The sequence below is a fragment of the Parasulfitobacter algicola genome, assembly GCF_013315265.1.
Classification (GTDB): domain Bacteria; phylum Pseudomonadota; class Alphaproteobacteria; order Rhodobacterales; family Rhodobacteraceae; genus Parasulfitobacter; species Parasulfitobacter algicola.
This window is the reverse complement of sequence record NZ_JABUFE010000011.1, coordinates 16,621-30,752: the sequence shown is the minus strand read 5'-3', so window position 1 is coordinate 30,752 and position 14,132 is coordinate 16,621. Positions and strand designations below refer to the sequence as shown.

Genomic DNA, 14,132 nt, shown 5'->3' with positions numbered 1-14,132 from the left:
TCTGTTATGTTTCGTGCAGTCCAAAGCGGACGCCGCGTGGATCGGCGCATGTGACAAAGGCGCCAAAGCCCTCTTCTTGGTTTATATCGCCCATTATCGTGCTGCCGCTGTCTAGAACACGCACCATCGCAGCGTTAATATCCGTCACGGGGAAATAGGGTACAATCATTGGTGTATCGTCCATTGGTGTATCGTCGCCATGCAGACCAATGGGTCCGTGATTATTTTCAAACCATCCTTGTGTGCTTTCCCCCTTCCATGCCCAGTCAAAAACTGCAGCAAAGAAATCACGATTAACGGTTTGGTCGTCTGTACCAATTTCCATAAAAGGCTGTGTCATTATTTATTCGGCAGCGATTTTGGACACATCCTGACCGCTGGCGGCCATGATCGCCTTGACGATGTTATGATAGCCCGTGCAGCGGCACAGGTTGCCTTCCAGGTATTCGCGGATTTCGCCTTCGGTCGGGTTTGGATTGTCCTTTAGCAATGCAGCAGCTGACATCACCATACCCGGTGTGCAAAACCCACACTGCAGTCCGTGGTGATCCTGGAACGCCTGCTGGATCACGCCAAGCGATCCATCGGCGTTTTCCATCCCTTCGATCGTGCGCACATCCGCGCCGTCCGCTTCGGCCGCCAACATCGTACAGGCTTTGATCGCCTGACCATCCACATGCACCACGCAGGCACCGCATTGGCTGGTATCGCAACCGATGTGGGTGCCTGTCAATTGCAGGTTCTCGCGCAGAAACGCCGATAGCAGCGTGCGCCCTTCTACGTCACCTGAAACAGATTTCCCGTTCACAGATAATGATATCGATGTCATTGTTATCCTCCCTTATCGTCTGACCCACCCCGGGATCAGCTTTTAACCAAACGTTTCAACCAGCCTTTTTTCTCGGCTGTTTCATCTGTTTCTTCTGCTTCGGTCGTGGCTTCCTCCTCCTCGGGGCTGCCCTCAAGCACAGATTGGAAATTCTCAAAAAACTGATCTGCCATCTTTTTGGCAAACCCGTCGATGATCCGGCTGCCAAGTTGCGCCAGTTTTCCGCCCACCTTTGCCTCAACTTCGTAATGCAAGCGCGTGCCGTCGGTCGTTTCCTCAAGCCGGACATGCGCGCCGCCCTTGGCAAAACCCGCAGCGCCACCTTTGCCTTCGCCGCGCAGCACAAGGCTCTCCGGCGCAACCATTTCCTCAAGAACAACGGCGCCCCGGAACGTCGCCTTGACCGGGCCCACCTTTTGAACAACGACCGCTTCAAACCCATCCGTCGCTGATCCGGTCAATTCCGTACACCCCGGAACACTGCGCTGCAAAACATCGCCGTCCAGCAAGCCAGACCATACAGCATCACGCCCCAAACCAATATCCCGAAAACCAGATAAATTCATGATAATGCTCCGCAGTTTGGATTGACGTTAAGCGCAGTGCGCCCGAACGCATATAAGACCAATGGCCAAGTTATCGCACGGGCGGTTGAAAACGAAGCCCGTAGCTTTCATAAATTGCAGCGATCCGCCCGTCTTGCAAGCCTGCGAAAATCGCATCATCGACCGTATAGGACAGCGGGCGGTACCGAAAATTCACAGCCACACCTAAAGTCCATGTGCCAACAGCAAAGCCGGGCAGGGGCGGTTGGTGGATGCCGATTTTGTCCGTTGCCCCATATTCCAGTTGTGCCAATGGCCCCATGGCTGCCATGGTGTCTGAATTTGCAAGGGCCTGCATTGCGTCCGCCATTGTGGTGAAATGCACGACATTTGACTTCATCTGCCCGCCCGCAAATGAACTGAGATAGAAATCAGAGATGGAATCGTTTTCCACCGCAACTGTGTCATAGCGAAAATAGGCGGGCACCGGTTTTTCGTCGGGATATGCATCCTTGCGATAGGCGATAGCGATGCTTTCCATGGCGTATTGGCCGGTAAAGACAACTTGTTCAACGCGACAGGCAAAGGCGGAGTCGTAAGGAACCCGCATCATCACATTGGCCACGCGCCCGCTGATAATGGGGCCTTGCCAGATGTTGTTGCGCAAGTCAGCCTCAAGCGTTTCGCCAGCATCGACGAAATTGAACCGAGCTTCAACGCCGATATCAGCCGCAATCAGGCGGGCGATATCAATGTCGACACCACGGGGCGTTCCGGCGTCTTCCCAGGAATAGGGCGGGAACTCTTCATAGACCGCAAACAGCATGTGACCTTGGTCGATAATCTGGTCAAGTTCCTGACCCACGATATCGCGCGATGCGTTTTGGGGTTTTGCCTGGGGGATGTGATCTGCGCAGGGATCATTCGCGAAAGCCGGATGGCCCGCCCAAAGGCAAAATGTCAAAGCAATTGAAAAAGCGTGCCGTTTCATAGGGTTTTAATGGGCCGCAGACAGACCGATGGTCAGAATTTCTGCCGCTTCTTTATAGGCCATGGGTTTGCCTTGCAGCAAGTTCGCGGCACGAAATGCCACGCTGTCGGCCAAGGGCGCGCCGGACAATGTATCAATGCTGCTGGCGATTTCGGACAACTGCGATTGAATGGCGGCACTGTCGCCTTCTGCACCATCCGCCATGCTGGCCAATTGATCGCGCAAGCCTTTCAGCGTGTCGCTGGCCTGTTCCATGGCAGCATCATCTGGCCGCGTTTCGATATAGGTGCGGATGGCCCATGCGGCCTCTTGCCCCAATAAGTCGCCAAAGGCTGGCATTTTGGTGATTCCGTTCTGGGTATAGCCTGTCTGAAACCGCTCAGCATACCATTCATCGCCGTATTCTTCGGCCTCAAGAAAGCGCAGATCAGGGGCCAACCCGCCTGATACGACCTCAAGCCCGTGGCAACGTGCGCAATTCTGGTTATATCCGGATGCGCCGATTTCAACAGCACGGGCCCAGACATCTTCGCCTGCGGCTTCGGCACGATAGGGGTTTTCAATCAACCATTCGTCGCCCAATTCTGGCAGGCCTGCGGTATCAACGGCCTGCGGCGCAACATCGCCGTGACCCAGTGCCATCGATCCTGCGATCCCCAATGCCAATGCGCCTGATATAATCCGCGTGCCGTATGCCATCCTGTGAACTCCTGATAAAGTATTCTGGTGTTTGTATGTGTTGTAACGTGGTGATTGACGTGTGTGGTATTGGACTTTGGTTTCGAATGCCGTGAAATCAGACCAAAGTCGGACTGCGCCTTTGTGGCCGTAACGTATAGCGTCGAAGATGTGGGAGGATCTGATGCGATTGATCTGGGCTGTCTTGGCGGTATGGGCGATATTTGGCTTTGCACATGCAGACGTGCGCCTGGATATGACCTATCTTCTGGTCGAACAACCGCAACCACCCACTTTATCTGGCCTTGATCCTTTGCCTGACACGCTTGGCATCGACGGGGCGCATGCGGGATTGCAGGACAATATCACCACAGGCCGGTTTCTTGGCCATAACTACGGGCTGGACGTGGTCAGAGTGCCAGTTGGCGGTGATGCAGTTGCAGCTGCACAAGCGGTGCTTGGGACAACACAGATTGTCGTGATGGATGCACCCGCAGATATTTTGCTGCAAATTGCTGATTTACCCGATGCACGCGGTGCCGTGCTGCTAAACGTCGCCGCTGAAGACGTGGCGTTGCGCGCCGAAAACTGCCGTGCGAATATTTTGCATACGGTCCCGTCTGTCGCCATGCGCACAGATGCCTTGGCGCAGTTTTTTGTCAAAAAACGGTGGGATGATCTGGTTATGATCGTGGGCGAACATCCCGGGGATGTGGCTTATGCCGATGCGATGCTGCGGTCTTTGCAGAAATTCGGGTTGAAGTTAAGTGGGCAAAAGACATGGGCTTTTGACGCCGATATGCGCCGGAACGCCGCGCAAGAGGTGCCGCTGTTCACTCAGGATTTCGGCGATTACAACGCGCTGATCGTCGCGGATGAGTTGGGCGATTTCGGGCGTTATATCATCTATAATACTTGGCAAGCGCGCCCTGTTGTGGGGTCCGAAGGTCTGACCGCCGTCACATGGTCGCCCGTCGTTGAACAATGGGGGGCAGCACAGTTGCAAAGTCGTTTTACTGATGAATTTCGGCGTAGCATGGCCCAAAAAGACTATGCCGCCTGGGCTGCCGTGCGTGCGGTGGGCGAGGCCGTGACGCGCACCAACTCAAACGATCCGGCCACCTTGCGCAGCTATATGCTTTCGGACCAGTTCGAACTGGCGGGCTTTAAGGGGCGTCCACTGACATTCCGCACCTGGAACGGCCAGTTGCGCCAACCGATCCCGCTGGTTCATCCGCGTGCCTTGGTGGCGCAAGCCCCGCTGGAAGGGTTTTTGCACCAGCGCACGGAACTGGACACCCTTGGCCTGGATCAACCCGAAAGCAACTGTACGGAGTTTGCCCAATGATACGCATGACACTTGCCCTGATGATCGCCGCGCTGCCCGCAGTCGCCGATGAAATCTGGGTATCGAACGAAAAAGACGACACGGTCAGCGTGATTGACATTGAAACTCTTGAGGTGATTCAAACCTATCCCACGGGTGAACGGCCTCGTGGCATCACCTTTTCCAAAGACTTCAGCCGTCTTTATATCTGCGCGTCTGACAGCGACACGGTTCAGGTGATGGACCCAAATACTGGCGAAATCCTGTTTGATCTGCCGTCTGGCGAAGATCCTGAACAATTCGTGCTGCACCCCGATGACCGGCATCTTTATATCGCGAACGAAGACGATGCGATCACCACTGTGGTCGATACTGAAACCCGCAAAGTCGTGGCCCAGATCGATGTCGGGATCGAACCCGAAGGCATGGCCGTATCGCCCGATGGCAAGATCGCCATCACCACGTCTGAAACAACGAATATGGCCCATTGGATCGATACCAGTACGCAAGAGCTGTTTGCCAACACACTTGTCGACAGCCGCCCGCGTCATGCTGAATTTGCCAAAGATGGTACAGAACTTTGGGTCAGTTCGGAAATCGGGGGTACAATCACGGTATTCAACGTGGCCGACCAGAGCGAAATTGCGAAGATTGATTTCAACGTGACGGGCGTACATCCTGACCGGGTTCAGCCCGTGGGGTTTGAATTTACCAACGGTGATACATACGCCTTTGTCGCGCTTGGGCCGTCGAACCATGTGGCTGTGGTGAATGCGCAAACTTATGAAGTTGAAGACTATGTTCTTGTCGGGCGCCGTGTTTGGCATATGGATTTCAACGCCGACAAGTCGCAGTTGTTTACAACAAATGGCGTATCTGGGGACGTAACGGTGATTGATGTTGCAAGTCGTAAACCCATCAAGACGATCAAGGTTGGCCGGTTTCCCTGGGGTGCCGCCTTTCGTCCAACAGACTAGAGGGAATTTATGAAATACATACTATCACTTGCATGCATGATGTGTTTGCCGGGTATGGCCTTGGCCGAAGGTGGTTTTGGCCTGGCAGGCATCCTGTCTGCCAAGAACAAACAGGATCTTGAACCGATCCAGCTGAGTGCGGGCATTCCGCTGACATCAGCGCCTTGGGTCCTGAAATCTGGCACCTATTATGAATTCGAAATCCAAGGCGATGGATCACAGGAACTTGCCTTGGTGGGGCCAGAGTTTTTTCGCGCGATCTGGATTGATGAAATCGTGGTCGAAGGGCTGGAAATTCGCCCTTTGGGCCTGGATTCCATCGAATTTGACGAAGCAGGCGAGATGGAGATCGGTTTTGTCGCCATCAAGCCGGGGCGTTATTATATGAAAATTCCAGGGACGACCGGGGAAACGCAACGCCTTGAAATCACCATTGAATAAGGGGCTGTCGGTCAAAGGGGTCAGCTTTGCCTTTGGCCGAAAACAGGCGCTGGTGGATGTATCGTTCAGCGTCGAACCTGGGGTGTTTTGCGCGTTGCTTGGGCCGAATGGGGCGGGTAAATCAACGCTGTTTTCATTGCTGACGCGGCTTTTCACAACGCCAGATGGACAGATCACGGTGGGTGGTTACGATCTGGCCAAACACCCACGTGCAGCATTGGCGCAGATGGGTGTGGTCTTTCAACAAACTACATTGGATCTGGATCTGACGATCCGTCAGAACCTGCGTTATTTTGCAGCATTACATGGTTTGTCAGGGCGGGGTGCAACTGTTCGGATTGATGCGGCCCTTGATCGCCTTGATTTGGCCGATCGTGCTGGTGAAAAAGCGCGCACGTTGAATGGTGGCCACAAACGTCGTACTGAAATCGCCCGTGCTTTGTTGCATGGTCCCAGCATTTTACTATTGGATGAACCCACCGTCGGCCTTGATGCCGCAACGCGCCGGGCGATCACCGATCATGTCCATTCCATCGCAGATCAGGATGGCATCACAGTCCTTTGGGCCACGCATCTGACCGATGAAATTGTCGCAAATGATCAGGTCGTTATCTTGCACCAAGGCCGTATCCTGCGCGATGGGCAGGCCAACGAGATCGCGCCGGATGCCCCGCTTGAAGCACGCTTTCTGGACCTGACAGGCCAACCTGCATGACCGTTTATCTTATCGCCCTATCCGCAATCATCAAACGCGAGGCCCTGCGTTTCGTGCATCAGCGTGAACGGTTTGTCGCGGCTCTTGTGCGGCCTTTGGTATGGCTTTTGGTCTTTGCGGCCGGATTTCGTGCGGCCCTTGGCCTGTCGATCACGCCGCCCTATCAGACCTATATCACATACGAGATTTACATTGTCCCCGGATTGTGTGGCATGATCTTGCTTTTCAACGGTATGCAAAGTTCGCTTAGCCTGGTGTACGACCGCGAGATGGGGTCCATGCGATTGTTGCTGACAGCGCCCTTGCCGCGCTGGTGGTTGCTGACCTGCAAGCTGTTGGGCGCCACGATCATATCGATCTTGCAGGTCTATACGTTTTTGTTTGTGGCTTGGCTGTTCGATATCAGCTTTGACCCTTTAGGATATATTTATGCCTTGCCTGCGTTTTTGATCGCGGGGTTGATGCTGGGCGCGTTGGGCTTGGCACTCTCAAGCTTCATCAAGCAATTAGAGAATTTTGCGGGTGTGATGAACTTTGTCATCTTCCCGACATTTTTTTTGTCATCCGCATTGTACCCATTGTGGAAAATGAAAGAAAGCTCGGTCCTTTTGTATCAGATATGTTCGATAAACCCGTTTACTCACGCCGTCGAACTGATCCGGTTTGCGCTTTATGGCCAGTTCAATGCGACAGCCCTTGGCTGGACTGTGCTGGCAGTCACAGCTTTTATGGCGCTTGCCCTTTGGGGGTATGATCCTGCCCGCGGTTTGATCCGCCGCAAAGGCTAAGGAATTACTTTTTAAGGTAAAAAAGACCGGAATATTCCCTGTTGTTAATCCCAAGGTCTTTTGGGTGGAATATAGCTTTTATCAAAATCTTCCATTAGATCGTCTATAAAACCTTGATCTGCATTACGTATGTACAGCTTCGTTTTATCTGTAGTTTCTAGCATTCGTCTATCTAACTCATCCAAAACTTGCCATTTGGTTTTGAATTCTTTGACATAAATATCGGATTCTTTTAGTAGCTCTATCAGTCGGTTAACATCTTTCATGGAGAGCTTGCCTTCATATACTGACTTTAATACAAAGGATTTCACCATTTTTTGCGCAGCTAATTCTACAACGACTTCTTCACGTACATATTTTATTTGATTTTTCAATTCAGCATGCCAGATTTCAAATGCACGTTTTTTGCCAAATCTATTGACAAGTTTCTGAAGCATCCGCCCGTGGTTCAATTCGTGTGCTAGTGTGAAGAGTTGATCAATATAGTCTTTTTTCTTGAAACTTGGTGGAAGACCAAGTCCCAGACTACCATCTTTGAGAATTTTGAAATACGCGTCCTTTATTTGGGAATCAAAGCCGATCTTTGTTATGCATTTCCTGAATTCTACGCCGCTGTGCCTGCCGATATCATCCAACATTACGCGAATTGCATCAAAGTTTTGACCTGGACCAGGAACCAGACCATCTGATGACGCCTTGGTCGATGCCCTCAGTCGATCAAGCTTTGCTGTTTTCAACCGTAATAAAACCCGGATGTCGCTTTCCAGGGCTGGTAATACGAATTTACCAATACCTTTTAATGTAACAATTGCCCCCCGACCCGACGGTAACACCACATAGTCCATCGAAAGACCCTTGGCGATTTTCCAGTTTTTGATTTCCAGCAGGGCAAGTTTTGCTTTGTTCAGTGTGCCGTTGGTTATGGGTTTGATAATCTGGTTTGATTTATGCACGGTCTTTGCAATTCGTGCACTGTTTCGAATGACCACGGGTGCGCCAAAGCTGACTGCGAATTGCGTGAAAATCCACCCCCTGTCAAAACTTTGCGCCAACTCATCGCCGCCAAAATATTTCCCGGTATTGTGAATACCGTCCCCGATCCAACCTCTGGCCGCTGCTTCAGGATCAGGGCTTTCAAGCATATCAAGACCGTTGGTAAATGTGTCGAAACCAACAACGGTCAGCGCAACCCCTGGGTATGTCGCGATTCCTGCGCTTTTGATAATGACGGCCACACCCCCAAACATTTCTATTGTACCAAATGCCACCAGTGCAACGCCGCCTACCTTTCTGTCGACTTCATTGCGCAGAAATTCTTCTTCGGGATCCGCGTCGGGATGCCCTTGCCGGGCCATCCAATCGCCCATGACGGCATAAAGCCAATCAGCGCCATCCTTGTTGGTTGGAAAGTGATTTATGCCATCATCATCTGTCACGTGTTCGGCCAGATAATTCCGATCTACGTTTTTATTAATGCTGCCATAAACATAAATTGTTTTGCGTTCATCATCTATGCGCCATTTGCCGAATTCATCTAATCTTTTTCGCAATGTATAAGCACGCATAGCACGCTTTTCATCCAGTTCATCAAGGTCCGGGATGTGATTTTTATCAGTCTGTATTCCGTATTTTTTATCAATATGTGTTGGCTGCTTTGGAATGGCATCATTTTTAACACCGGGCCTTGCGCGACTATTGGCATAGGTCTGCGCATCTGCTTTTATTTTAGTGATGTCTTCGTCGGACATCATTTCTTGTCGATAAACCCAAGTATAGCCTGCACCCAATTTTCCTGCATCTGACAAAAGTTGAAACAGCAACGCGGCGCGTTTGGGATAATGACGGGCGAAGCAGTCAATCACACCTTCCTCTGTGATCAGCGCATGATCGAAAATAACCGGAAGGATCTCATCGCTCATCGGTAGATCATCGGGATCTGGAAGATCGAATATTGCATCTAACTCAGGGGCATCTTTTTCATGCGGTATAACGATGCCTGTTCCACCGCAGGGCATTCCAATATCACTTATATTTTCAGTATAATATTCGCGGTTCTGTTTTGCTTCAGCCATATTCAAAAGTGCTGCGATCTCACTTGGTTTTGGTTTGGCATTTGCATTGTTCATTTGATAGACAAGCCCCCCATTCTTGTCCGGATTGACATGCAGCGATCATGAAAAACCCGATCTTGAAAACTCAATCCGCAAATCGTCTTCATAATGGTTAAAATGTATTTATGTCTTTTGGGATAGGTCTATTTTTGCGAGAATATCAAAATCAAACGGAATGATTGCAGATTAACACAGGCGATTTCAAAAGTAATTGTGCGGAATAAAGATAGAAAACCTGGAAAATGGGCCGCAATGTGTTAGCCTGATCTGAACGGAGGGTAAGATATGCGCTTGATGTCCCTAATCGTGATCCTGTTGGCGTGGCCTGCCTTTGCAGATGTGCAAACGGTTGAGGACGACGCAGGCACACTTAATCCACAGGATACAGGTATCGGTATGTTGAAGCGCAAGATTGAGTTGGGCATGACGGATATGGTTACCTGCTCAATGGGGTATTATGTGACCAAATCCGGCAATCATGATCTGGCGCGGAAATTTTTCCAGCAATGTGCGGATGCGGGTTATCCGGGCGCCATGACCTGGATGAGCCAGATGGAAAACAACGGGCTGGGCGGTGATTATGACCCGGACGCCAGTGCTGAATGGGATCGTCGTGCGGCTGAAACAGGTGATCCGGTGGGCAAGTTTAACTATGGTTTGAATCTTTTACGAGGCCACGGTGTGCCGCAAGACAAAGAGTTGGGGCAGAATTATGTGGATCAGGCGGCTGCGGACGGGTTGCCGATTGCCAAGCGATTGCAAGGCGCGGGTTATGACCCTGATGAGGTTACACCAGATGCGGATAACTGGAAATATGCGCCCTTGTTTTGACGGTCCGCAACAATCTGTGCGGGGGTGCCGCGCAGTTCGATAATGCGACTGGCCAGCTGCTTTGCCTCGGCTTCGACATGGGTCACGAAAATGGTTGCGACTGAATGTCTGGCCCGTAAAATCGCGAAAAGTCGCATCATTTCCTGGACCAAAGGCGGATCAAGCGACACGAAGGGTTCATCCAATAACAATAGATCAGGCTTGATCGCAAAAGCGCGGGCAAGCGCCATGCGACGTTGTTCACCAAGCGACAGTTGATTGGGAAAGTCTCCGTCGCGACCCGAAAGCCCGACTTCGGCCAGTGCGTTTTGCGCCTGAAGGTCAGACAGGCCCGTGGTGATCGTTATGTTTTGTGCCAAAGTGCGCCATGGCAGCAACGTGGGTTCCTGAAATACCATTGCGATTGTTGGGGGCGCTTTGACTTGGCCCCGATAGTCGGTTTCCAGGCCCGAGATAATCCGAAGCAATGATGTTTTGCCAATGCCCGATGGTCCGATCAGGGCCAGTGTTTCGCTTGATTGCATCATTATATCGATCGACCCAAGAATTTGACGTTTGGCCACCGACCAGCCGTCCAGCTGCACAGACAGCAGCGGGGCAGGGTCAACAGGATCAACGACTTTCAAATGCATCAGCTTCCGCTTTGCAGAAATACTCCGTCCGGCAAAGTTTTGGCTTGGCCCAACAGATCCTCTCCGCCCAAAGATACCATAAGTTCAAGCATCTTGGCAGCGGCAACTTCATCCACAGGACCAGGGGCTGGGATGCCCGCGCGAAACCCTGCTTTCAGGGCTGCAAACTGCGCGTCTGTTTCTGCGTTCATACGGGGGCGCAAGCGGTCCCATTCTGCGTCATCGGTCGCCAGAATATCCTTGGCTGCACGTGATGCAGCGGCCAATCCATTAATCAGATCGGGGTTGTCGCGCAGAAGTTCGCCCTTGACGACATAGCCCAGCAACGGTGTTTCGGGATCAAGGCCCAAGGCAAGGGCGGCCGTGTCCACATCAATCAGCTTGCGCATCCCTGCAGCTTCCATCTTGGCGCTGAAATGCCAGTAATTGATCGCGCCCTGCAAATCGCCACCAAGCGCGGTTTTAAAGATCAGGGGCGGTGCGCCGAAAACCTGTTCGGTGTCTGCTTTCAAATCCATACCGTGCGTTTGTTCTGCGTAAGCCTGCAGGATCAGCCAGCTTTTATCCAGCGGTCCACCTGCAATTCCGATCTTGCCGCCCTTTAGATCAGCCAGCGTTTGTGCTGTGCTATCGGCTGGCACCAATACCCCGCCCACGGCTTTAGAATAGGGAATAAAGACGTAATCCTTGCCAGCTGCGCGTTGACGCGCCACCCAAAGCCAATCGCTGACGATCACATCTGCCGCATCGCCCTGAAAGGCAACTTTGGCAGCCGCACCACCGCCAAGCCCCTGAACGTCAAGCGTAAATCCATTCTGTGTGTCCAAGCCATTATGCTTGATCACATCCAGTTCCCAATTCACGGTTCCGAATTTCAATACAGCCGCCCGCAGGGTTGGCGTTTCGGCCGACGCAGGTAACAACAGGATTGCAGCCGAAAAAAGAGCTGCGGTGCATATTTTCATGAACGACATCTTCAACCTCCCAGTGTGAGGGAATGTTAGCAAGTCGCGCCCACAGATGAACCACGACCAAAGCACTGTGCTGTCGCGCAAAATCTGTACGACCATTGTTCAATACCGACAATTGGGTATTCGGCGAATACTGTCGGCAAGGCTGTATGCTGTTGGGTCTGGCGACTGGCCTTTTGATATCACAGAGGAGGGGAAACCGATGAACAGGTTTATTTTAGCTGTAACGCTTGGGATATTGGCGACGGGCGCTGCGTATGCCGAAGTTACCGAGGCCGATCTGGCAAACGATCAGGCCAGTGTGGGTGATGTGCTGACCAATGGCATGGGTCGCGATCTTCAGCGCTATTCCCCGCTGGACACGCTGAACAAGGACAATGTGCAAAATCTTGTGCCTGCCTGGGCGTTTTCGCTTGGTGGTGAAAAGCAGCGTGGGCAGGAAACGCAGCCCATTATACATGATGGCGTGATGTATATCACCGGATCATATTCCCGTATCTATGCGATTGATATCGAAACCGGAAAAGAGATCTGGCAATATGACGCGCGTTTGCCCGAAGGTATCTTGCCGTGCTGTGATGTGGTGAACCGCGGTGCCGCGATTTATGGCAATAACGTTTATTTCGGTACTTTGGACGCGCGCATCGTTGCGCTGAACAAAGACACTGGTGATGTCGTGTGGCGCAAGAAAATCGCCGATTACAAGGCCGGTTACAGTTATACCGCCGCGCCGCTGATCGTGAATGGTCTGGTCATCACGGGCAATTCCGGCGGTGAATTCGGGATTGTTGGCGAAGTGCAGGCACGAAATGCAGAAACCGGTGATCTGGTTTGGACCCGCCCCGTAATCGAAGGACATATGGGCACGCTGAATGGCGAAGAAAGCACCATGACTGGCACACTGAACGCGACATGGCCCGGTGATATGTGGAAAACAGGTGGTGGGGCCACGTGGCTTGGCGGATCCTATGATGCAGACACTGATACGCTGGTCTTTGGTACTGGCAATCCAGCGCCTTGGAACAGCCATTTGCGCAATGCAGGTGAACCGCTCGATGATAATTCAGGCGATAATCTTTATGCCGCCAGCCGTTTGGGCATCGATCCGGCCACGGGTGAAATCAAGTGGCATTTCCAAACCACCCCGCGTGAAGGTTGGGATTATGACGGCACCAACGAAGTGGTGTCCTATACCGACCGCGATGGCAATATGCGCTATGCCACTGCAGACCGGAACGGCTATTTCTATGTGCTGAACCGTGAAGATGGGGCCTTTGTCAGCGCTGTGCCTTTTGTGAAAGACATCACGTGGGCCAGTGGCATTGATGAAAATGGCCGCCCGATCTTTGTCGAAGAAAACCGCCCCGGTGATCCGGCTGAATCTGCCGATGGAAACAAGGGTCAGGTCGTCTTTTCTTCACCTGGTTTCCTGGGTGGCAAGAACTGGATGCCCATGGCATTTTCGCAGCGTACTGGCAATTTCTATGTGCCATCCAATGAATGGGGCATGGATATCTGGAACGAACCAATCACCTATAAACAAGGTGCGGCCTATCTTGGGTCTGGCTTTACGATCAAGCCCAACTACGAAGACCATATCGGAAGTCTAAAGGCGATTGATCCCGACACTGGCGAAATCAAGTGGGAATACAAGAATGAAGCACCCCTTTGGGCTGGCGTTATGACAACAGCGGGTGGTCTGGTGTTCACCGGCACGCCCGAAGGCCGCTTTATCGCCTTCGATGACGAAACCGGCGAAGAGCTGTGGAGCTTTCAGACAGGGTCCGGCATCGTCGGTCAGCCTGTCACCTGGGAACAGGACGGCGAACAGTTCGTCAGCGTCATCTCGGGTTGGGGCGGCGCAGTTCCGCTGTGGGGCGGCGAGGTGGCCAGCAAGGTCAACTATCTGAACCAGGGCGGTCTGCTTTGGACATTCAAACTGCCCAAACAACTGGCTGACGCCAACTAAAAGGCATTTTTTAAACGGAATGGCGCATCCATACCGGGTGCGCTATTTTCATTGTGTAATGGCAAAATGACAGTCCAAGGTAGCAAAAGTGACAGCTAATCCTGTACTTGTTCTAGGGGCGGCAAGCTGGAACCGCATGGTCCATGTGGATCATCTGCCCCAAGGGGTATCTGCTACCATTTTTAACGCACACGAAACCGCAGCTGCCGGGTCAACGGGTATGGGCAAGGCCATGGCCCTTTCCGCTTTGCGATACCGGACAACGCTGCACTGTGCGCTTGGCAGGGATGTGTTTGTGCGAAAGTGAAAGCTGAATGCCAGGCGCAT

16 protein-coding genes are annotated in these 14,132 nt (G+C 52.2%); 8 read left to right on the top strand and 8 right to left on the bottom strand.

Annotated elements, in window-relative coordinates; all coding sequences use genetic code 11:
* Positions 1-4: 4 nt before the first annotated feature.
* The 5 genes from HRQ87_RS15690 to pedF form a co-directional block, all read right to left on the bottom strand.
* Positions 5-340, bottom strand: coding sequence for a VOC family protein (locus HRQ87_RS15690; RefSeq protein ID WP_174139388.1), 336 nt, complete (start codon positions 338-340; stop codon positions 5-7).
* Positions 341-343: 3 nt separating this feature from the next.
* Positions 344-829, bottom strand: a complete 486-nt coding sequence (locus HRQ87_RS15685) for a (2Fe-2S)-binding protein (protein WP_174139387.1) — start codon at positions 827-829, stop codon at positions 344-346.
* Between the two features lie 35 nt (positions 830-864).
* Positions 865-1,395 (bottom strand): SRPBCC family protein, encoded by a 531-nt coding sequence (locus HRQ87_RS15680; RefSeq protein WP_174139386.1) that lies wholly within the window; start codon positions 1,393-1,395, stop codon positions 865-867.
* A 70-nt stretch (positions 1,396-1,465) separates the two neighbouring features.
* Positions 1,466-2,365, bottom strand: coding sequence for a substrate-binding periplasmic protein (locus HRQ87_RS15675; RefSeq protein WP_174139385.1), 900 nt, complete (start codon positions 2,363-2,365; stop codon positions 1,466-1,468).
* A gap of 6 nt (positions 2,366-2,371) precedes the next feature.
* Complete coding sequence (gene pedF, locus HRQ87_RS15670; protein ID WP_174139384.1) at positions 2,372-3,064, bottom strand: cytochrome c-550 PedF; 693 nt, start codon at positions 3,062-3,064, stop codon at positions 2,372-2,374.
* A gap of 163 nt (positions 3,065-3,227) precedes the next feature.
* Here pedF and HRQ87_RS15665 point away from each other — a divergent pair, with 163 nt between their 5' ends.
* The 5 genes from HRQ87_RS15665 to HRQ87_RS15645 are packed head-to-tail and all read left to right on the top strand — an operon-like array spanning position 3,228 to position 7,291.
* Positions 3,228-4,391 carry an ABC transporter substrate-binding protein gene (locus HRQ87_RS15665; RefSeq protein ID WP_174139383.1) on the top strand — a complete coding sequence of 388 codons (1,164 nt, stop codon included), beginning with the start codon at positions 3,228-3,230 and terminating at the stop codon, positions 4,389-4,391.
* On the top strand, positions 4,388-5,347 hold the full coding sequence (locus HRQ87_RS15660; protein ID WP_174139382.1) for a YVTN family beta-propeller repeat protein: 960 nt from the start codon (positions 4,388-4,390) through the stop codon (positions 5,345-5,347). Before HRQ87_RS15665 ends, HRQ87_RS15660 begins: the two co-directional genes overlap by 4 nt.
* Positions 5,348-5,356: 9 nt before the next feature.
* Complete coding sequence (locus HRQ87_RS15655) at positions 5,357-5,788, top strand: hypothetical protein (RefSeq protein WP_174139381.1); 432 nt, start codon at positions 5,357-5,359, stop codon at positions 5,786-5,788.
* Positions 5,769-6,503, top strand: coding sequence for an ABC transporter ATP-binding protein (locus HRQ87_RS15650; protein WP_246252347.1), 735 nt, complete (start codon positions 5,769-5,771; stop codon positions 6,501-6,503). Before HRQ87_RS15655 ends, HRQ87_RS15650 begins: the two co-directional genes overlap by 20 nt.
* Positions 6,500-7,291 (top strand): ABC transporter permease, encoded by a 792-nt coding sequence (locus HRQ87_RS15645; RefSeq protein ID WP_174139380.1) that lies wholly within the window; start codon positions 6,500-6,502, stop codon positions 7,289-7,291. Before HRQ87_RS15650 ends, HRQ87_RS15645 begins: the two co-directional genes overlap by 4 nt.
* A gap of 44 nt (positions 7,292-7,335) precedes the next feature.
* On the opposite strand, the gene HRQ87_RS15640 is transcribed toward HRQ87_RS15645, so the two are convergent.
* A complete protein-coding gene (locus HRQ87_RS15640) occupies positions 7,336-9,417 on the bottom strand; it encodes a hypothetical protein (RefSeq protein WP_174139379.1) in 2,082 nt (693 codons plus the stop codon).
* 270 nt (positions 9,418-9,687) lie between these two features.
* On the opposite strand from HRQ87_RS15640, the gene HRQ87_RS15635 reads away from it, so the two are divergent.
* A complete protein-coding gene (locus HRQ87_RS15635) occupies positions 9,688-10,233 on the top strand; it encodes a tetratricopeptide repeat protein (RefSeq protein WP_174139378.1) in 546 nt (181 codons plus the stop codon).
* Here the strand turns inward: HRQ87_RS15635 and HRQ87_RS15630 are convergent.
* Complete coding sequence (locus tag HRQ87_RS15630; RefSeq protein WP_174139377.1) at positions 10,173-10,865, bottom strand: ATP-binding cassette domain-containing protein; 693 nt, start codon at positions 10,863-10,865, stop codon at positions 10,173-10,175. The genes HRQ87_RS15635 and HRQ87_RS15630 overlap by 61 nt on opposite strands.
* Positions 10,865-11,830, bottom strand: a complete 966-nt coding sequence (locus HRQ87_RS15625) for an ABC transporter substrate-binding protein (RefSeq protein WP_246252357.1) — start codon at positions 11,828-11,830, stop codon at positions 10,865-10,867. The genes HRQ87_RS15630 and HRQ87_RS15625 overlap by 1 nt, the downstream gene beginning before the upstream one ends.
* 208 nt (positions 11,831-12,038) lie before the next feature.
* On the opposite strand from HRQ87_RS15625, the gene HRQ87_RS15620 reads away from it, so the two are divergent.
* Entirely contained in the window at positions 12,039-13,805 is a 1,767-nt protein-coding gene (locus HRQ87_RS15620; protein WP_174139375.1) for a PQQ-dependent methanol/ethanol family dehydrogenase, read from the top strand.
* 88 nt (positions 13,806-13,893) lie between these two features.
* A complete protein-coding gene (locus HRQ87_RS15615; protein ID WP_174139374.1) occupies positions 13,894-14,112 on the top strand; it encodes a carbohydrate kinase family protein in 219 nt (72 codons plus the stop codon).
* Positions 14,113-14,132 lie beyond the last annotated feature (20 nt).